This is a genomic window from Kribbella speibonae, from assembly GCF_004331375.1.
In the GTDB taxonomy this organism is placed as follows: domain Bacteria; phylum Actinomycetota; class Actinomycetes; order Propionibacteriales; family Kribbellaceae; genus Kribbella; species Kribbella sindirgiensis.
In genome coordinates, this window is the sequence record NZ_SJKC01000010.1 from 1 (window position 1) to 18,240 (window position 18,240).

Here is an 18,240-nt window from a genome sequence, read left to right on the forward strand (position 1 = left end):
CGCCCCGTCGGGCGCCCGCGTCCTGAACGGCTCGACCTTCGCGTACGGCTGCTTCCTCGTCGGCCGCTGCCCGTCGAACTGGACGGTCCCCTCCCCCGACGCCGCCTCACAGAAGGCAGTCGCCACGATCGTCGCCAACATCACCGAATGGGTCTCCCGCGGCACCATCGCCGTACCGGCCGAAACCACAGCCGCGAAGATCCGCGTCGCCGTACCGAAACACCCACTGCAAACCAGCACACAACCCTGAGCGACCACAGCAAGTTTGCGCTCACCGAACCGGCCGGGATCCCACAGGGTCCCGGCCGGTTGCTTTGAGCACGGGTTTCCGGCAGTTGGTCAGATGAGATGAAAACCATTATCATTTTCGACTGTCTGTTGGTGTCGTGAGGAGTGAGGTCCCCGGATGTCGCCGTCGAGTTGGTCGTCTGGTTTGTCGTTGAGTCGGCGTGGGTTGCTGGGGCTTGCCTCGGCTGGGGCGGCGGCTGTGGTGTTGCCGGGGTGTACGCCGGGTGGTGACGCGGCGCCTGTTGCCGGGGCGCCGCGGGGTGGTGGGCGGTTGCGGGCGGTGTTTTCCGGGGGTGGGGCGACGGAGGTGCTCGATCCGCATCAGACCAATCTGTACGTCGAGATCGCGCGGGCGAAGGCGTTGTTCGACAAGCTTGCGGACTACGGGTCCGACATGGCGCCGCAGCCGCGGCTCGCGGAGCGGTGGGAGCCGAGTGCCGATCTGCGGACCTGGCGGATCACGTTGCGTGCGGCAAACTTCCACGACGGTCGTCCGGTGCGGCCCGCGGACGTACTGGCGAGCTTCGCGCGGATCGTCGAGCCGGGATCGACCCGGCGCGCGAAGTCGGCGCTGTCGGTGATCGATCTGGCGAACAGCCGTGCGATCGGCGAGCGGACGATCGAGTTCCGGCTCAAGCGCCCGTACGGCGAATTCCCGAACGCGCTCGCCACGCTCGGGACGTACATCGTCCCCGCAGGCACACCGGATCCGGCCAAGCCGGTCGGGTCGGGGCCGTTCCGGTTCCGGTCGTTCGAACCCGGGCGCAGTTTCGTTGCCGAGCGCAACCCGGACTACTGGGACGGAGCGCCGTACGTCGACGAGCTGCATCTCGTCATCAGCAACGACGAGGCCGCTCGCGTGAACGCGCTGCTCGGCAAACAGGTCGAATACGCACACGACCTCACGCCGACCAGCGCCCGCACGCACGAGAAGACTGTCCAGATCCATCGGCTTCCGCTGAGCAACTTCCACGGGCTCGCGATGAAGATCGACCGTCCGCCGTTCAACCGGCCCGAGCTCCGCCAGGCGCTGTTCCACCTGGTCGATCGCGACGAGCTGATCCGCTCCGTGCTGCACGGATCGGGTGAGGTCGGCAACGATCTCTACGGCAAGAACTACCGCTACTACGCGGACGGCCTGGCCCAGCGCAGCCGGGACCCGGAACGTGCCAAGGCGCTGGTGAAGCAGGCCGGAGCCGACGGCCTGACGATCGATTTCGACACCTCCGACGCCTCGACCGGCCTGAAGGAAGCCGCACTGGCGATCAGCGACCAGGCGCGCGCCGTCGGGCTCAACCTGAACGTCAAGCTCGGCAATAAGGACACGTACTGGGCCGACATCGCGAAGAACGGCGTACTGGCCAGCTACCGATCGGGCGCGATGCCACTCGAGTCGCACATCTCGCAGCGTCTCCTGACCAGTTCGACAACGAACAACACGCAATGGCGCCGGCCGGAGTTCGACAAGCTGTACTACGACTCCCAGTCGACCACCGACGAGAAGCGGCGCGCCGATCTCTATCTGCGGATGCAGCAGCAGCTGTACGACGAGGGCGGCTTCCTCTGGTGGGGCGTGTCGGACTGGATCGTCGCGTCGGCGCCAACCATGCAGGGCGTCGACGCGAACGCGCCCGCGAACACGCTCAACTGGGCGCGCTTCGACAAGGTCTGGATCGCGTGACGCGGTACGTCGCTCAACGTCTGCTGCTCGGTGTCGTCCAGGTCCTCGTGGTGATGACGGGGATGTTCTTCCTGACCGAAGCGCTGCCCGGGGACGCCGCGGTGACGATCGCCGGAGACAATCCGGACCCGGCGATCATCGCAGCGCTCCGGGACCGCCTCGGCCTGAACGACCCGGCCTGGCATCGACTCGGTGACTGGCTGGTCGCGGCGCTGCACGGCGATCTCGGTCACTCGTTGATCGGGCCCCGCTCGGTGGCGGACATCGTGGCGGATGCAGCCGCGCCGACGGTCCTCCTGGCCGGTTTGACGGTCGTACTGCTCATTCCGCTGTCCCTGGGGCTCGGTCTGCTCGCCGCACACCGCGAGGGCAGTCGCTGGGATCGCCTGATCACCGGCAGCACGATCGGGCTGTACTCAGCGCCCGAGTTCGCGATGGGGATCCTCGTGGTCACGGTCTTCGCGGTCCAGCTCGGCTGGTTCCCGCCAACAGCCGTCGGTACGTCGCTCGCGGGCAACCCCGCCGTTCTCGTACTGCCGGTCTTCGTGCTCCTGCTGCGCCCGATCTGCTCGTTGAGCCGCCTGGTGCGCGCCGGAATGATCGACGCGCAGCGGTCGGACTATGTCCAGCACGTGATGAGGATCGGCCTGTCACCGGTCCGCATCCGTCTGCTGCACGCGTTGCCCAATGCGCTCGCACCGTCGGTCCAGCAACTCGCGCGGACGGTCGACTGGCTGGTCGGTGGGGTGATCGTCGTCGAGGCGATCTTCGTCGTCCCCGGCCTCGGCACGACCTTGGCCGCGGCGGTCGCGGCGCGCGATCTTCCCGTGGTGCAGGGCTTGGCGGTTCTGCTGGCAACCACCACTGTCGTGGTCAACCTCCTGGCGGATATCGCGGCTCGTGTGCTCGCGCCCGCGGCGGAGGGCGTCCGATGAAGACAGCGCGCCGTTACCTCCTTCCAGTGACCTTGTTCGCCGTACCGCTCCTGCTTGCCCTGATCGGCCCGTTCTTCGCCTCCGGCGACACGACCAAGGACGTGCCGTTCGACGCCAACGGCCGCCTCGGAACCGACTTCGTGGGGCGTGACGTGTGGAACGAGGTGCTGCTGGGCGGACGGTCCCTGATCCTCGTCGCCGTCGCCGCCACGATCTGCACATACGTCGTCGCCGTACCGGTCGGACTGGTCGCGGGAATGACGCGAAGCCGCGGCCTGGACGAGCTGTTGATGCGTCCGCTCGATCTGTTGCTCGCGGTCCCGTCGATGCTGATGCTCCTGCTGCTCGTGTCGATCGCGCCGCAGTCCGTCTGGGTCCTCGTCGGGGTCGTTGCCCTCATCAACCTTCCGGACGTGATCCGGATCAGCCGGGCCGCCGCGCTGTCACTGTCCGCACGACCGGCCGTCGAGGCGATGCGGTTGCAAGGCGAGAGCCGGATCCGGATCGGTCTCGGGTACGTCGCCCGCTCGATGCGCCGTACTCTCGCCGCCGACATCGGCACGCGCTTCACCGGCGCGACGTACCTGATCGCCTCGGCCAGCTTCCTCGGCGTCGGGATCTCGCCGCAGGCCAGCGACTGGGCCGCGATGGTCGACCGGAACCGCGGCGGCCTGTTCGTCCAGCCGTGGGCGGTCGTCGTACCGGCGTTGCTGCTCGTGATGATGGCGGTCGGCGCGAACCTCGTCTTCGACCGGATGCTCCGGGACACGGCCCGATGAACATCGTCGAAGTACGCGACCTCGGCGTGCGGATCGCCGAGCGCGACATCGTGTCCGGTGTCTCGTTCACGCTCGCGGCCGGCAGCATCACCGCGCTGGTCGGAGAGTCCGGCAGCGGCAAGACCACCACCGCACTCGCGCTTCTCGGCGAGCGGCCGGTCACCGGGCATCTGCAGATCGCGGGGTCGATCGGCTACCTGCCGCAACAGCCCTCCGGAGCGTTGAACCCGGTACGACGGATCGGCGCCGTACTGAAGGAGATCGCCCGGCTCCACGCACCACGGGCACAGGTTCGGCAGCGGGTCCTGGACGCGTTGCACCAAGCTCAGCTTCCCGACGGCGGGCAGCTGCTGCGCAGGTACCCGCATCAGCTGTCCGGCGGGCAACAGCAGCGGGTCGTCCTCGCCCACGAGCTGATCGGCCGCCCCGGGCTCCTGATCGCGGACGAACCCAGCACCGGCCAGGACGCCGTGATCCGCGCGGGCCTGATCGACGAGCTGCGTGCGGTCGCCGAGCAGGGCATCGCGATCCTGCTCCTCACCCACGATCTGCACCTGGTACGTCGCCTCGCGCACCACGTGCTGATCATGAACGGCGGCCGTATCGTCGAAGCCGGTCCGCCCACAGAAGTACTGAATGCACCGGAGCACCCCTACACCCGGCGTCTGGTCGACGCCCAGCGATTGAGCACACTGCCCTCGTCGCCGCCGTCCGGCGAGGCGGTTCTCACGGTGGCCGACCTTGTCGCGGGCCATCGCCGGACCGAGACACTGCACAAGGTGTCGCTGACCGTCGATGCCGGAGACACGCTCGCGATCGTCGGCCGGTCCGGCAGCGGCAAGACCACGCTGGCTCGCTGCATCGCCGGCCTTCATCCCCATCGCAGCGGCGACGTTCTCCTCGGCGACACGAAGCTGTCGCCGCTGCTGCGCAGACGGACCCGTGAACAGCTGGCCCGCATCCAGTACGTCCACCAGGACACCCGGGCCTCGTTCAACGAGTTCACGCCCGTCCTCGAGCAGGTCGCCCGGACCGCCGAGCGACTGCGCGGCGTTGATCGCGCCGAGGCGCGGCGACGTGCAGTCGACGGCCTCAGCCGCCTCGGCATTCCCGACGCAAACCGCTTGCCCGCAGCAATGTCCGGTGGTGAGCTGCAGCGCGCCGCACTCGTTCGTGCTCTGCTGGCCGAACCGGACCTGCTGATCTGCGACGAGATCACCTCCGGCCTCGACACCGTCGTCCAGGCCGAGCTCATCGACGTACTGCGCACCGTCCAGGAGTCGACCCGTTGCGCGCTCCTGATCATCACGCACGACTTGGCGGTCGTCGCGTCCCTCGCCGGCCGGGTCGCCGTACTGGACTCCGGCCGCATCGTCGAACACGGCGCCACGGCAGGCGTGCTGGCCGCGCCACAGCATCCGGTCACCCGCGCATTGGTGACCGCCTCAGCTCTGGAGGAAACCCTTGACCCCATCGCCTGAGTACGTCGTTCGCGCGGCAACGCGGGCCGACATCGACGGCGCGCGATCGGTCATGCTCGACACCTTCTACCACGTGTTCGGGCACGGCTACATCCCTCGCTGGCACGCCGACGTCATCGACCCCGCCACGGCGTACTTCGACAATCCCCGCCAGCGGCTGTTCGTCGCCGTACTCGACGAGGAGGTCGTCGGAACCGCTGCCATCCGCGCCGACGGCCCCAACAGTCCACCCCACGCACCCTGGATCGCCGAACGGTACCCGTCCGGGACGACCGCTCAGCTCTTCCGCGTCTACGTCCGCCCCACCCACCGCCGCCACGGCCTCGCCCGCGCCCTCGTCGACCTCGCTTGCCGTTTCGTCGCCGACACCCCCGGCTACGACACGATCTACCTACACACCAACGCCGCCGTCGAAGGCGCCGAACCCTTCTGGCGCACCGTCGCCCACGAGATCCACGACGGCCGCACGGACCCCCACCACAGCCCGGCCGTCCACTTCGAAATCCCTATTCCCAGCACCTGACTACTCCCGGGCGCCCTGGTCGAGGACCTTGTTCACGGAGCGTTCGAGGCTTGCTCTGGTTTTCTCGTCGGCGAGGTCGTCGCCGACGCGGTCGACGGTGCCGGCGATGGTGTGCCCGTGCTCGTACTGCTCGACGACGCGTGGATCGACGTACGACGCCCTGGCGACCGCCGGGGTGTTGCCGAGGTGGTCGGACACCTCGTCGAGCATCTCCTTCACGGCCGCGTTCAGCGACTGCTTCGTGGTCGGCGGCTCCGCCTCGGCCAGATCCACCGCGGCGTGGACGGTCGCGGTCCAGGTCCGCAGGTCCTTCACGGTGAAGTCCTCACCGACCAGCTCGCGGAACCGCTCGTTGATCATCGCGGCGTCGATCTCGTGATAGTCGTCGCCGTCGCGGTACACCAGCAGCTGCGGCAACTTGTGCCGCCCGCCCTTCGCGCGAAAGTCGAACACCAGCTTCCCGTGACTGACCCGTACGTCGTCACGCAGCAACGTGGCCGCGCCGCGGCTGCCAGGCCGAGAGCAGTCCGTTGATGCCGTCTCCGGCGTACCCGAAGACGTGCTCGACTACGTACTCCCGCAGCCGCTGGAGTACGTAGTCGCCAACTGTCGTGCCCATGTCCATCCTCCCGACGAGACCCGACCGGTACCCGGGGTGTTCGGCAGCAAACCGACCTGCTGATTGGGCAACGCGACATAGGGCACCCGATGGGTAAGCGACTGACGCGGAGGTGCGTGTGAAGATCGGATACTTCCTGTCCAGTGAGGAATACACGCCGGCCGAACTGATCGAGCAGGCCCGGATGGCCGAGGAGGCCGGGTTCGACAGCTTGTGGATCAGCGACCACTTCCATCCCTGGAACGACGAGCAAGGCGAAAGCGCGTTCGTCTGGTCGACGATCGGCGCGATCTCGCAGGTGTGCGAGCTGCCGGTGACCACCGCCGTGACGTGTCCGACGGTACGGATTCATCCGGCCGTGATCGCGCAGGCCGCCGCGACCAGCGCCGTACTGCTGAACGGACGGTTCACCCTCGGCATCGGAACCGGTGAGGCGCTCAACGAGCACATCCTCGGATCGGTCTGGCCGACGCTCGACGTACGGCTGGAGATGCTCGAGGAGGCGGTCGAGATCATGCGCCGGCTGTGGACCGAGGACGGGTTCGTCAGTCACCACGGCAAGCACTACACGGTCGACACCGCGCGGATCTACACCCGGCCGCAGGAGCCGCTGCCGATCTACATGTCCGGATTCGGGCCGGAGGCAACCGATGTCGCGGCGCGGATCGCCGACGGGTACATCACGACGGCGCCCGATGCGGAGCTGTTGAGGCGGTTCCGTGACCACGGCGGCCTCGACAAGCCGGCCCAGGCCGGGTTCAAGGTCAGCTATGCGCCGACCGAGGCGGAAGGTGTCGAACAGGCCCACCGGATCTGGGGCAACTCCGGCCTTCCGGGCGAACTCGCCCAGGTGCTCCCCTCACCCCGGCACTTCGAGCAGGCAAGCCAGCTGGTGACCAAGGAGGCCACGGCGCAGTCGGTCGCCTGCGGTCCGAAGGCGGACGTCCACGTCGACGCGTTCACGCCGTACGCCGAGGCCGGGTTCGACGAGGTATACGTCGCCAACATCGGCCCGCACACCGTCGACATGATGAACCTCTACCGCACCGAGATCCTCCCCGAGCTCCGCGCTACTGTCTCTCGGCGGTGAGTTTGAGGCGGTGAAGAGTCTCGGCGTTGCGGGGGTGGAGCAGCAGATCGGCCAGTCGGTCCGGCAGCAGTGAGACCGGGCCGCTGGTGGTCTGCTCGGTCATCACCAGGCGGCACCCGGTCGGTGTCTTCGTCGCCTGGAACTCCACCTCGCCCTTTCCCACGGGCCAGACCCGCAGTTGCAGGCGCAGCCGCTGCAGTGGCTCGAACTCCAGGACCATCGTGGTGTCGTCCAGCAGGAACGGCCACGCGCCCACCGAATGATGGATCCGGCCACCAGGCTCCGGCCACTGCGCGCTGACGTCCCGGATCCTCGAGGCGCCCACCACCCACGCGGCGTACGACCACCCGTCCGTCAGGATCGCGAACACGTCCTCGACACTGGCCTCGATCAGACACTCGTTTTGGCTCACACTGATGCGGTACCCATCACCGATCGTGCCACCGCAGGTCGCAGATCACCGGCCGGTGATCGGACGGGAACACGCCGTCGACGGCCTCTCCTCCGAGCATCGCCGACTCCACCGTGACCAGCTGATCCTCGTGGCCCGGCCGGTAGAACACATGGTCGATCCGTTGATCCACCAGCTCCGGGCCGGCTTCGAGCGGCGCGGACGGGTGCGTCGACGGCAACGTGATCGCATCCGCCGCGCCCTGACCCGCCACCCAGGCATCGATCAGCACATCTCGCAACGGCCGCAGTACGGCGCTGTCAGGCGCGGCGTTCAGGTCTCCCATGACCACCGAAGGACAAGGGCCGTCCGTCGCGGGATCAGTGCCAAGGTCCGCCAGGACTGCTGCTTGCGCCAAACGATCGTCGCTGTACGTCGTCGCGTGTTCCAGACATGCCACGACGATCGGGAGGGGCCCGGCCGGATGCGCAACCGAAGCCTTGAGGGCCACCGGGTCCCAGGCACGATGACGTGACGGCAGGGCGACCGCTTCCACGCTGACGATGGGCCATCGGCTGAGCAGCGCCACTCCGAGCTCGACCGCCGGATCCGGAGCATGGGGATACGAAGGGGCTGCGAACGTCGAGTGATAGCCGAGCGCCGTCGCGAACTGCTCCGCCTGCGTCGTCCCCTCGGCACTCCAAACCTCTTGCAGGGCAACGACATCCGGTGTGAACCGATCGATGGTCGAGAGGATGCCAGGCTGACGCTCACGCCACCGCGGACCGAACCGCCACCAGATGTTCCACGTCATCACCCGAACCTGATGGTCCACCATCCGCAGCTCCTCTCCGTCGCAGCTGCCTGGTACCCATGCTGGCCTCGGTCCTAGCCCCGCAGCACCAGCGGCAGGTCGAACTCCTGGAAGTTCACCGGTGGACCTCCTTCGATGCCCAACTGCCGGAGCGCGGGCAGCATGCGCTCGGTGAAGAAGCGCGTGGAGTCTTCCTTGGTCTCCCAGACGTCCAGGCTGTGTACGCCGTGCTCACTGGGACCGGCAGCGTGGACGATCAGCCCCGCGACGGGGGCGTCCCCGACAGTCTCGCCGATCTTGAGGTGGGTGTCGAAGTCGACGCCGAACTCCATCAGCGTTACGTACGCCATGATCTCTCCCTTTCAATGGACTTTGACTCTATTGAATAGATTGATACTCTATCGACATGACTGTCAAGAGGTCGTACTCCTCGACAAAGCGTGCAGCGCAGGCCCGCGAAACCAGACGGTCGATCCTCGACGCCGCCGCCGAGCTGTTCGTCGGCACCGGATACACGGCAACCACGATCCAGGCGATCGCGGAGCAGGCCGGCGTCGCCGTGCAGACGGTGTACGCCGTGTTCGGCAACAAGCGCGAGCTGCTGCGGCAGCTCATCGAGAGCGCGATCGTCGGCAACGAAGAGCCACTGCCGATGACGGAGCGGGCCGAGACTCAGGCCATCGCCGACGAGCCCGACGCCCGCCGTCGTGCTGCACTCGACGCCGCGATGAGTCGCTCGATCATCGAGCGCGTTGCGCCGATCGTGCGGGTCGCTACGGAGGCCGCGGCGTCCGATCCCGAGCTGGCCGCCATGATGGATGCGGTGCGGGCCGCGCGGCGACGGGAGATGACCGCCGCTGCCAGGATCCTCGGCGGTCCCGACGGGCTGCGCACAGACGTCGAGGACGCGGCTGCGACCCTCTATGTGCTCTACAGCCCTGCGGTCGCAGACATGCTGATGGGTGACTACGGCTGGTCCACTGCGCGCTTCGAGAAGTGGCTGGCCCGCATGATGCTCGCCACCGTCATCGGTGATTCACACTGAATCGCACTAGAGCCAGGGTGGGAGCGGTTGTGCTGGAGAGCCGTCCAGGGTGAGCACGTTGCAGTAGGGGCGGCCGGCGAGGTAGGCGGTTGTTTCCGGGAGTGGGCCGCGTACCTCTGGCGCGTCGCCGCGTTTGTTCCGGATGTCTCGGGACAGTGCCTGCAGGAAGTCGGTGGGCAGGTCGGCGAAGGTGACGCCGGTACCCAGGTCGACCGCGTGGATCATCACTTCGCGGCTGCGCAGCCACACGATTTCGGTCGCGGGCACCTGACGGCCCTGGGCGGTGCGGACCGGGGCCCGCCATTGCTCGGCAGTCAGCTCGTCCATCGCCTTGGACAGGTTGGTCGCGGACTCGTCGAACCACGCGCGGAGGTCGTCAGGCGGACGGAGGGCGCCCGCCTCGATGTCTCTGTCCCGCTGGTCGGCTGACGAATACATCGGGCGTTCCTCGCCCGTTCGCGCCCAATGGACCAGGTTGGCCAGGGCCTCGGCGTTCAGGGACAGGTGTGCGGCGACCTGTCGACGAGTCCATCCGGGGAGCAGCGAAGGACCGTCCAAGTCGACGAGGGCACGGCGGCACAACGCCGTACCCTCCACGACCCATTGGGCGCTGTTCATCCACTGACCCGGTTCTCGAGGCGGCCGATGCCTTCGATCTGGGTGACGACGGTTTCGCCGCCCCGCAGGAAGACCGGGGGCTTGCGGGCGTGGCCGACGCCGCCGGGGGTGCCGGTGGCGATCAGGTCGCCCGGGTTGAGACGGATCATCGTGGACACGTAGCGGACCAGATCGACCGGATCGAAGAGCAGATCGCCGGTGTTGTCCTTCTGCATCACCTGGTCGTTCACCGAGCACTGAATGTCGAGCGCCGGCCTCGGCCCGACCTCGTCCTTCGTGACCAGCCACGGGCCGACGGGTGTGGTGGAGTCCCAGTTCTTGCCCTGCAGCCACTCCCGGGTACGGAACTGCCAGTCCCGGCAGGTGACGTCGTTGAGGACTGTGAACCCGGCGATCGCATCCACAGCCTGCTGCTCGTCAGCACGCCGTACCTCACGGCCGATCACCACCGCCAGCTCGGCCTCCCAGTCGAACTCCGACGTCTCGGCCGGCCGCACGATGTCGTCGTACGCACCGATCAGCGTGTCGGAGAACTTGCTGAACAACGTCGGGTACTCGGGCAGGTCCCGGCCCATCTCCTGGATGTGGTTGCGGTAGTTCAGCCCGACGCACACGACCTTGCTCGGCCGCGGCACCAGCGGCGCGAAGTCGGCCCCGGCCAGCGCGTACTCCTTGCCGTCGGCAACTTCAGCGCCGGCCAGTACGGCGCCGACGTCCGGCACCCCGAGATCGACCAGGACGTCGCCGTCGACCCGCACCGCCGCCGTACGCCCGTCCACCCGCAGAGTCGCCAGCTTCACTGCGCCACCTCCTCGCGGAACAGGTTCAGCTTGCTGAAGATCGGTGCGTCGCTGAACTGGAACAGATCGAGCGCACCCGAGTCCGAGTCCGACCCGGACGCCTCCGACACGACCGACAACGGCATCCAGGATGGTACGACGAACAGGTCGCCGCGCTGCACCGACCAGGAGAAGTCACCGACCGTGACTCGCCCCGCGCCGTCGAACACCTGGTACACCGACGAACCCGTCTCGCGCCGCGGCGCGGTCTCGACGCCCTTGGCGATCCGGTGGAACTGCACCCGGATCGTCGGCAACACGTCCCCCGCCGTGGTCGGGTTCGTGTACCGCACCACCGCATGACCGGGCTCGACCGTCCAGGGATAACCGAGCTCCAGCTGGTCGGTCAGCGCAGCATCGGTGTCCGCCCATCGGTAGCACAGCAACGGACTGCCCGCGGACGCCTTGAACTGCGAGACCGGGACCAGCCCCGGGTGACCCCACAGCCGCTCCGACCGGGACCGCTCCGGTGTCGTACGCTCCGCGTCCGGCAGAACCGCGCGACCGAAGTCGAAGAACTGCGACTCGACGTCGTACTGGAACGGAATGTCCAGTCCGTCGATCCACGCCATCGGCTGCTCGGCCGCGTTGTGGTGCGCGTGCCAGTTCATCCCCGCCTGCGGCAGGAAGTCACCGCGCCGCATCGGCACCGCGTCGCCCTCGACCACGGTCCACACCCCGGACCCTTCGACCACGAAGCGGAACGCGTTCTGCGTATGGCGATGCTCCGGCGCATCCTCACCGGGCATCAGGTACTGGATCGCCGCCCACAACGTCGGCGTCGCGTACGGGCGTCCGCCGAGACTCGGGTTCGTCAGCGCGATCGCCCGCCGCTCACCGCCCCGGCCAACCGGGACCAACTCACCGGAACGAGCCGCCAACTCGACCAGATGTTTCCACTCCCACCGATGCGGCTGCGCCTTCGACACCGGCTGCTGCGGCATCAGGTCACCGATCCGGGTCCACAGCGGGACCAGCAACTCCTTCTCGAAACCGCGGTACAGATCCTCGAGCTCAGGGGTGGCCGGCGGCTGGTCGGGGCCGTCCTCCGCGGTCAGTTTCACAGGTGACTCGGTCATATGGACTACGGTGCCGGTCCCTGCGATTCTGGAACAGGAGATTCTGCACACCAGAACGGAGCGAGCCGTGAAGAACCCGCCGGCGTACGGCGTGACGAGTGTCGACCACGCCCTGCGGCTGGCCGTCATCCTCCAGGTCGAGGGACCCTTGACCGTCTCGACCGCCGCGGAACGACTCGGCGTCGCCAAGTCGACCGCGCACCGGCTCCTCACCACCCTCGTCTACCGCGACTTCGCCGTACAGGACGACGCCCGCAGCTATCACGCCGGCCCCGTCCTCGAAATCGCCACCACAACGACCGGCACCGGCGCCATCCGCGCCGCCGCCCTCGCCCCGATGCGCGCGCTCGTCGACACCGTCGACGAAACGGTCAACCTCAGCGTCCGCACCGGACGCACGATCCGCTTCATCGCCTCGGTCGAGTCCCGCCAGACCCTCCGCGTCAGCAGCCGCGAAGGGATGGTCCTCCCCGCCCACCGATCCACCGGCGGCCTCGTCATGCTCGCCGCGCTCACCGACGAGCAGATCACCACGCTGTACGACGCGGCGCCGCCCGGCGAACGCATCGACCTGAACGAACTCCGCGCCGAACTGAAGGCGATCCGCCGCAGCGGCATCGCCATCAATCTCGAACGCACCGAACGCGGCCTGAACGCCATCGGCCACGCGATCACCGACACCGCCGGCGCCACCGTCGCCGCCCTCTCGGTCTCGATGCCCAGCGTCCGCTACTCCCCCGCCCGCGTCCGCCGCATCACGCCCGCCCTCACCGCCACGGCCCGCGCGATCTCCACAGCTCTCAGTTAGCCATGCGGTTGGCGATATCCGCTCGGAGCGCGACCTTGTCGATCTTGCCGACCTTGGTGGTGGGTAGCTCGGGGATCAGGACCAGGCGCTCGGGGAACTTGTACGGCGCGACGCCGAGGTCGGCCATCGCCTGCCGGACGTCGTCGAGGGTGATGTCGGTGGCGCCGCGCGGGACGACGTACACGCAGACGCGTTCGCCGAGGCTCGGGTCGGGCATCGCGACCGCGGCGACCTGCTGGACGCCAGGGAGGGTGTAGGTCAGGTTCTCGACCTCCTCGGCGGAGATCTTCTCGCCGCCGCGGTTGATCATGTCCTTGTCCCGGCCCTCGACCACCAGGTTGCCGCCGGCAACGATGCGGCAGATGTCGCCGCTGCGGTACCAGCCGTCCGGTGTGAACGCGCGGGCGTTCTGCTGCTCGGCCTTGTAGTAGCCGCGGGGCGTGTACGGTCCGCGGGTCAGCAGCGAACCGGGTTCGCCGGGCGGAACCGGACGGTCGAACGGATCGACCACCTGGATCTCGTCGTCAGGGCACATCGGGCGGCCCTGCGTCGTACAGATGACGTCTTCCGGGTCGTCCAGGCGGGTGTAGTTGAGCAGGCCCTCGGCCATCCCGAACACCTGTTGCAGCGTGCATCCCAGCACCGGTCTGATCTTGCGCGCCACCTCGTCGGCCAACCGCGCACCGCCCACCTGCAGCACCTTCAATGACGACAGATCCTGCCCGGTGTACTCGTCCAGCCAGCGCTGAGCCACCGCCGGCACCACCGCGGTATGCGTGACCTCTTCCGCAGCGATCGTCGCGAACGTGCGGACCGGCTCCGGGCTCGGCAGCATCACCACCGTCCCGCCGACAAGCAACGCGCCCAGCAGACCCGGGCAGGCGAGCGGAAAGTTGTGTCCGGCCGGTAGCGCGACGAGGTAGACCGTGGAGGCGTCCATCCCGGACACCGTGCCGCTGCGCTTGGCGTTGTACGTGTAGTCGTCGTGGGTGCGGGCGATCAGCTTCGGAAGTCCCGTCGTACCACCGGAGAGCAGGAAGACCGCCACACTCCGGCTGTCCGGCTCGGGACCTCGCCATGCGTCGGCGCCTGAGCACAGAGCACGCAGGTCCACGCTGCCCTTGGTCACCTCCTCACCCACGACCAGGACGTGATCGAGCGACTCGACCTCATCCTTCAGCCGATGTGCGAGCTCCTGATGGTCGAAGCCACGCAGTACATCGGGTACGGCGATCGCTGCCGCCTCGGCATGAGCGGCCAGGTAGGACAGCTCGTGGTACCGGTGCCCCGGCAGCGCCATCACGGGGACGACGCCGGCGCGGAGACAGGCAAGTGTGAGTACGACGAACTCCCATCCGTTGGGCAGCTGTACGACGATCCGGTCATCGGCCCGCAGCCCGAGGTTGGTCAACGCGGTCGCGGCGGAGTCCGCGCGGGCGGTGAGTTCGGCGTACGTGAGCCGGAGGTCGCCGTCGACCAGCGCGACCTTGTCCGGTGTGCGCTCGGCCTGCTCCCAGATGTGAGACGGCAGACTGCGCCCCTCCCAGTAACCGGCCGCAACGTAGCGTTCCACGTCCTCGGCCGGCCAGGGCGTTGTGCCGTCGGCGATCGGACTGACCATCAGTGCTCCTTGCCCGTGATCACGGCATCCAGCGCGACCAGACCGTCACGCGTCAGCCGCAATGGATTGATCTCGATCTCGTCCACCCGCGGTGAGTCCAGCAAGACCTGCCCTAACGCCCGAACCACAGTCGCAAGCTCTTCACGGTCCAGCACCGGGCCACCACGCCAGCCGTCCAGCAGGGCGCGTCCGATCAGCTCGTCGACCATCGACGCCGCCTCGGCCACGGACAACGGGGCCGCCCGTACGGCGACATCGCCCAGCGCCTCCGCCGTCGTACCACCGAGCCCGACCAGCACCACCGGCCCGAACACCGGATCCCGCCGCGCACCAACGATCAGGTCAACACCCGCGGGCGCCATCCGCTCCACCAACACCCGTTCCGCACCAAGGGCATCCAGCGCCTCCTGCAGGTCGGCGTGGGTGCGGATGCCGAGGTGCACGCCGCCGATCTCGGTCTTGTGGAGGATCGTGGCGTCGAGGATCTTCAAGGCGATCGGTGCGCCGAGGAAGTCCAGGGCGGCGTGGGCTTCTTCGGCGGTGGTGCAGGCAGCGCGAGGTGGGGTGTGAATGCCCAACGCGTCCAGGACGGTTTTCGCTTGGTGTTCGTCCCAAGGGCCGTGCTGTACGGCGACCGGTGGGAGCGGCTCGTTTGTGCCGCGTCGCTGGTTGAGGCAGGCATCCTCCACCAGCGCCCGGACCGCATGGGTGAGGGCGGCCGGGCTCGTGGCGACCGGGTAGCCGCGCTCGTGCAGGCCCGACCGGACTGCGGTGACGTCCGCCGTGGAACCGCCCACGGCGACCACAGTAGGCGTCGGAGCGATCTGCGGGGAGAGTTCGACAGCTAGGTCGACGCTGTCCGGCTCGGTCAACGCGTAGACCGCGACCAGGTCGACAGCTGGGTCGTCTCCGACAGTCCGAACCACTTCACCGAATCCAGGTCCCGGCCGACCGGTGTCCACCGGATTGGCCTGATACGTCATCGGAGGCAACTGCTCGCCAAGCCGTCGCTGCGTCTCGTCGGCCAGCACCGGAACCCGAATCCCAGCACCCCGCAGGCCGTCCAGCACCAACAACCCCGGCCCGGCCTGCGCCGTCACCAACCCCACGCCCGGCCGAACCGCACCGGGATTCAGGCGGATCATGGACAACGCGCCGACGGCATCGACCAGTTGGCGTTCGTCGTCGACCAGGACGGCGCCCGACTGCCGCAGTACGCCTCGGGTGGTCCGCCACGACGTCGCCAGCGCGCCCGTATGTGATTTCGCGAACGCGCCAACATCGTTGCGCCCGACAACCAACGCCACCACCGGCTTCACCGCCGACAGCCGTGCGACGGCACCGGCGAGCCGCGACCCGTCGGCCACCGATTCGATGTGCAGAGCAACCGCCTTGGTCGCCGGATCCACCACCAGATGGTCGAGTACGTCGGCCGCGTCGACGTCCGCTGCGTTGCCCAGTCCGACCGCGAGGCTCACGCCGTACCCGGCCTCCGCGAGGAGGAAAGACAGCGCATGGTTCACGCCACCGCTGGCCGCAACCACTGCGACACCACCGGCAGGCACCGATGCGACGCTAGGCACGAAGCTGGCCGTCAGGCCGCGACCCGGAACCAGGAAGCCAGACGTGTTCGGCCCCAGCAGCCGGATGCCGTGGCGCTCGACCACGTCGACCAACGCACGCTGGTACTCCGGATGGCCTGCCTCGGCGAAACCTCCCGCGCACACGAGAGCCGCCGAAGCGCCCGCCTTCGCAGCCTCAGCCACGGCGTCAGCGGCCGCGGCGGCCGGAACGCAGACCACCGCGAGGTCGATCGGTGCTCCGAGCGAGTCCACTGCTTCGGCCACGGAGCCGTGCAGTTCGGGATCGCGCGGGTTGACCAGCGCGAGTGGTGCGCCGTAGGTGGAGAGGGAGCGCGCCATGACGGCGCCGAGCTTGGCCGGGTTGCGCGAGGCGCCGATCACTGCGACCCCGCGAGGGGTGAACAACCCGTCCAGGCCCTTCATACACTCCCTCCCACGCTACGGCTGACCCCGGCGACACGGCTCCGGTCCGCGCCGTTGGTCCGGCCCACCAGATCGGCGCGCCCGGACAGCAGGAGGGTCTCCGCGTCGTCCGGGGTCAGCTCGTCATCAACCACCATCGCGGGAACGCCGGCCACCAGCCGAGCCTCCTCCGCCAGCAACGTCCGCGTCAGCCGCGACCCGCCGTACACCGCCACAATCGCGGGCCCAGCCAACGCACCCGAGTGCAGTGAAGCCAACGCCCCCGGCAGCTCATGCTCCGTCGCCGGTGCCTCCAGCCACAGGACCGCGGACGTGGACCACTCACCAACCACGGCCGGACGCGGCACGCCTCGCTCGCCCGAGCCTGCGCCGCCGGGATCTGACCGGGTTGGTGAGTGGTGCACGTCCACCACACGTCCCGGCAGGTGGAGCCCACCCGACCGGAACGGTGTCTCCAGCGGCGCCGACCCGTGCTCGGCCTGCCACGCCGCGCGCGTCGCGGCGACGAAGGCCGGGTCGCGGCGGGCCAACTTGCCGCCGCTGATGCTGCGGGTCAGGAAGTGGAACGCGAACTGCCACGGCTCCAACGTGTCGTGGTACCGCCCGAAGTGCTCCCACCACGACAACGAGGGCCGCGCCGACCCCTGGATCTTCTCTACCGAGGGCCGCGCCGACTCCTCGTACGCCGCCAGCGCCGCGGGAATGTCCTCGTGCGCGGCCAGCGCACCGGCCAGCGCGATCGCGTCCTCCATCGCCATCTTGGTCCCGGAACCGACCGAGAAGTGCGCGGTGTGCACGGCATCCCCGAGCAGTACGACGTTGCCAGCCGACCAGCGACCGGTCCGTCGCGTCCGGAAGCTCGCCCAGCGCGAGTTGTTCACCAACAGCGGATGCCCCTCGATCTGCTCCGCAAAGAGTTTCTCCAGGTACTGCTTGGTCTTCAGATCACTCGGCCCGGGCGGCTGCGCCACGTCGAACTCGTCCAGCCCGGCCCGCAGCCACGACTCCCGATCGGTCTCCACGATGAACGTGCTGACCTCCGGGCTGATCGGATAGCCGTGAACGGCGAACACCCCGTCGGCACTGCGCTCGTGGACGAAGGTCAGCCCGTCGAAGTGGTACGTCGTACCGAACCAGATGAACTTCGCCGCGGCCGTCTCGACCATCGGCTCGAGGACGGCGGCCAGCCGCTCCCGGATCCGCGAATTGGCGCCGTCGGCCGCAACGACCAGGTCGAACCCGGTGAGGTCCTCGAGCTCGACCTCGGTCTGGAAGCGCAGGGTCACCCCGACCGACGACGCGCGCTCGTGCAGTACGGCGAGCAACGTCTTGCGGGCGATCGCCGCCATGCCCATGCCGCCGCAGCGGAACCGCTCGCCCTTGAGGCGGACCTCGATCGCGTCCCAGTGCACGCCGTACTCCGTCAACGCGTCCCGGACCACGGGATCGGCCGCGTGGATTCCGGCCAGGGTGGCGTCGGAGAACACCACGCCGAAGCCGAACGTGTCGTCCGCACGGTTGCGTTCGAACACAGTCACCTCGGCGGCCGGGTCACCCGCCTTCACCAGCGTGGCGAGGAACAGCCCGCCGGGTCCGCCGCCGACAATCGCGATCCGCATCGTC

Annotated in this window: 20 protein-coding genes; 9 read left to right on the forward strand and 11 right to left on the reverse strand. The window is 68.4% G+C overall.

From position 1 onward, the window contains the following. The 6 genes from E0H92_RS44570 to E0H92_RS42580 all read left to right on the forward strand — a co-directional run. The coding region (locus E0H92_RS44570; RefSeq protein WP_165550284.1) for a hypothetical protein at positions 1–250 on the forward strand (250 nt) is incomplete at its 5' end. 345 nt (positions 251–595) lie between these two features. Then, on the forward strand, positions 596–1,969 hold the full coding sequence (locus E0H92_RS42560; RefSeq protein ID WP_202874119.1) for an ABC transporter substrate-binding protein: 1,374 nt from the start codon (positions 596–598) through the stop codon (positions 1,967–1,969). Beyond that, entirely contained in the window at positions 1,966–2,904 is a 939-nt protein-coding gene (locus E0H92_RS42565; RefSeq protein ID WP_238152816.1) for an ABC transporter permease, read from the forward strand. Before E0H92_RS42560 ends, E0H92_RS42565 begins: the two co-directional genes overlap by 4 nt. After that, complete coding sequence (locus E0H92_RS42570; protein WP_131463047.1) at positions 2,901–3,683, forward strand: ABC transporter permease; 783 nt, start codon at positions 2,901–2,903, stop codon at positions 3,681–3,683. Before E0H92_RS42565 ends, E0H92_RS42570 begins: the two co-directional genes overlap by 4 nt. After that, positions 3,680–5,164, forward strand: coding sequence for an ABC transporter ATP-binding protein (locus E0H92_RS42575; RefSeq protein WP_131463046.1), 1,485 nt, complete (start codon positions 3,680–3,682; stop codon positions 5,162–5,164). Before E0H92_RS42570 ends, E0H92_RS42575 begins: the two co-directional genes overlap by 4 nt. Continuing rightward, positions 5,148–5,687, forward strand: coding sequence for a GNAT family N-acetyltransferase (locus E0H92_RS42580; RefSeq protein ID WP_202874120.1), 540 nt, complete (start codon positions 5,148–5,150; stop codon positions 5,685–5,687). Before E0H92_RS42575 ends, E0H92_RS42580 begins: the two co-directional genes overlap by 17 nt. On the opposite strand, the gene E0H92_RS42585 is transcribed toward E0H92_RS42580, so the two are convergent. Then, on the reverse strand, positions 5,688–6,179 hold the full coding sequence (locus E0H92_RS42585) for a site-specific integrase (RefSeq protein ID WP_131500307.1): 492 nt from the start codon (positions 6,177–6,179) through the stop codon (positions 5,688–5,690). It abuts the gene before it with no gap. Further along, positions 6,169–6,306: a hypothetical protein gene (locus E0H92_RS44575; RefSeq protein WP_165550283.1), complete on the reverse strand. Its 138-nt coding sequence runs from the start codon at positions 6,304–6,306 to the stop codon at positions 6,169–6,171. Before E0H92_RS44575 ends, E0H92_RS42585 begins: the two co-directional genes overlap by 11 nt. A gap of 118 nt (positions 6,307–6,424) precedes the next feature. Between E0H92_RS44575 and E0H92_RS42590 the strand changes: the two genes are divergently transcribed. Then, the gene (locus E0H92_RS42590; RefSeq protein WP_131500308.1) at positions 6,425–7,396 is read left to right on the forward strand and encodes a TIGR03557 family F420-dependent LLM class oxidoreductase; all 972 of its coding nucleotides are present in this window, start codon (positions 6,425–6,427) and stop codon (positions 7,394–7,396) included. Here the strand turns inward: E0H92_RS42590 and E0H92_RS42595 are convergent. Genes E0H92_RS42595 through E0H92_RS42605 form a run of 3 tightly spaced genes read right to left on the reverse strand, consistent with a single transcriptional unit; the run spans position 7,377 to position 8,951 of the window. Further along, the gene (locus E0H92_RS42595; protein ID WP_131500309.1) at positions 7,377–7,808 is read right to left on the reverse strand and encodes an SRPBCC family protein; all 432 of its coding nucleotides are present in this window, start codon (positions 7,806–7,808) and stop codon (positions 7,377–7,379) included. The genes E0H92_RS42590 and E0H92_RS42595 overlap by 20 nt on opposite strands. A 16-nt stretch (positions 7,809–7,824) precedes the next feature. After that, positions 7,825–8,625, reverse strand: a complete 801-nt coding sequence (locus E0H92_RS42600; RefSeq protein ID WP_131500310.1) for an endonuclease/exonuclease/phosphatase family protein — start codon at positions 8,623–8,625, stop codon at positions 7,825–7,827. Between the two features lie 50 nt (positions 8,626–8,675). Next, on the reverse strand, positions 8,676–8,951 hold the full coding sequence (locus tag E0H92_RS42605; RefSeq protein WP_131500311.1) for a hypothetical protein: 276 nt from the start codon (positions 8,949–8,951) through the stop codon (positions 8,676–8,678). 56 nt (positions 8,952–9,007) lie between these two features. Here E0H92_RS42605 and E0H92_RS42610 point away from each other — a divergent pair, with 56 nt between their 5' ends. Continuing rightward, positions 9,008–9,646 carry a TetR/AcrR family transcriptional regulator gene (locus E0H92_RS42610; RefSeq protein WP_131500312.1) on the forward strand — a complete coding sequence of 213 codons (639 nt, stop codon included), beginning with the start codon at positions 9,008–9,010 and terminating at the stop codon, positions 9,644–9,646. Positions 9,647–9,652: 6 nt separating this feature from the next. Here the strand turns inward: E0H92_RS42610 and E0H92_RS42615 are convergent, their stop codons facing one another. From E0H92_RS42615 to E0H92_RS42625, 3 genes are read right to left on the reverse strand one after another with little or no spacing between them, the layout of a single operon-like run. Then, complete coding sequence (locus E0H92_RS42615) at positions 9,653–10,264, reverse strand: maleylpyruvate isomerase family mycothiol-dependent enzyme (protein ID WP_131500313.1); 612 nt, start codon at positions 10,262–10,264, stop codon at positions 9,653–9,655. Then, a complete protein-coding gene (locus E0H92_RS42620) occupies positions 10,261–11,064 on the reverse strand; it encodes a fumarylacetoacetate hydrolase family protein (RefSeq protein ID WP_131500314.1) in 804 nt (267 codons plus the stop codon). The genes E0H92_RS42615 and E0H92_RS42620 overlap by 4 nt, the downstream gene beginning before the upstream one ends. Beyond that, a complete protein-coding gene (locus E0H92_RS42625) occupies positions 11,061–12,182 on the reverse strand; it encodes a cupin domain-containing protein (protein WP_131500315.1) in 1,122 nt (373 codons plus the stop codon). The genes E0H92_RS42620 and E0H92_RS42625 overlap by 4 nt, the downstream gene beginning before the upstream one ends. A 67-nt stretch (positions 12,183–12,249) precedes the next feature. Here E0H92_RS42625 and E0H92_RS42630 point away from each other — a divergent pair, with 67 nt between their 5' ends. Beyond that, positions 12,250–12,990 carry an IclR family transcriptional regulator gene (locus E0H92_RS42630; protein ID WP_131500316.1) on the forward strand — a complete coding sequence of 247 codons (741 nt, stop codon included), beginning with the start codon at positions 12,250–12,252 and terminating at the stop codon, positions 12,988–12,990. Here the strand turns inward: E0H92_RS42630 and E0H92_RS42635 are convergent. The 3 genes from E0H92_RS42635 to E0H92_RS42645 are packed head-to-tail and all read right to left on the reverse strand — an operon-like array spanning position 12,983 to position 18,236. Next, positions 12,983–14,611 carry a (2,3-dihydroxybenzoyl)adenylate synthase gene (locus E0H92_RS42635; protein ID WP_131500317.1) on the reverse strand — a complete coding sequence of 543 codons (1,629 nt, stop codon included), beginning with the start codon at positions 14,609–14,611 and terminating at the stop codon, positions 12,983–12,985. The two genes, E0H92_RS42630 and E0H92_RS42635, sit on opposite strands and share 8 nt — an antisense overlap. Beyond that, positions 14,611–16,617, reverse strand: a complete 2,007-nt coding sequence (locus tag E0H92_RS42640) for an acetate--CoA ligase family protein (RefSeq protein ID WP_131500318.1) — start codon at positions 16,615–16,617, stop codon at positions 14,611–14,613. The genes E0H92_RS42635 and E0H92_RS42640 overlap by 1 nt, the downstream gene beginning before the upstream one ends. Then, complete coding sequence (locus E0H92_RS42645; protein WP_131500319.1) at positions 16,614–18,236, reverse strand: FAD-dependent monooxygenase; 1,623 nt, start codon at positions 18,234–18,236, stop codon at positions 16,614–16,616. The genes E0H92_RS42640 and E0H92_RS42645 overlap by 4 nt, the downstream gene beginning before the upstream one ends. Positions 18,237–18,240 lie beyond the last annotated feature (4 nt).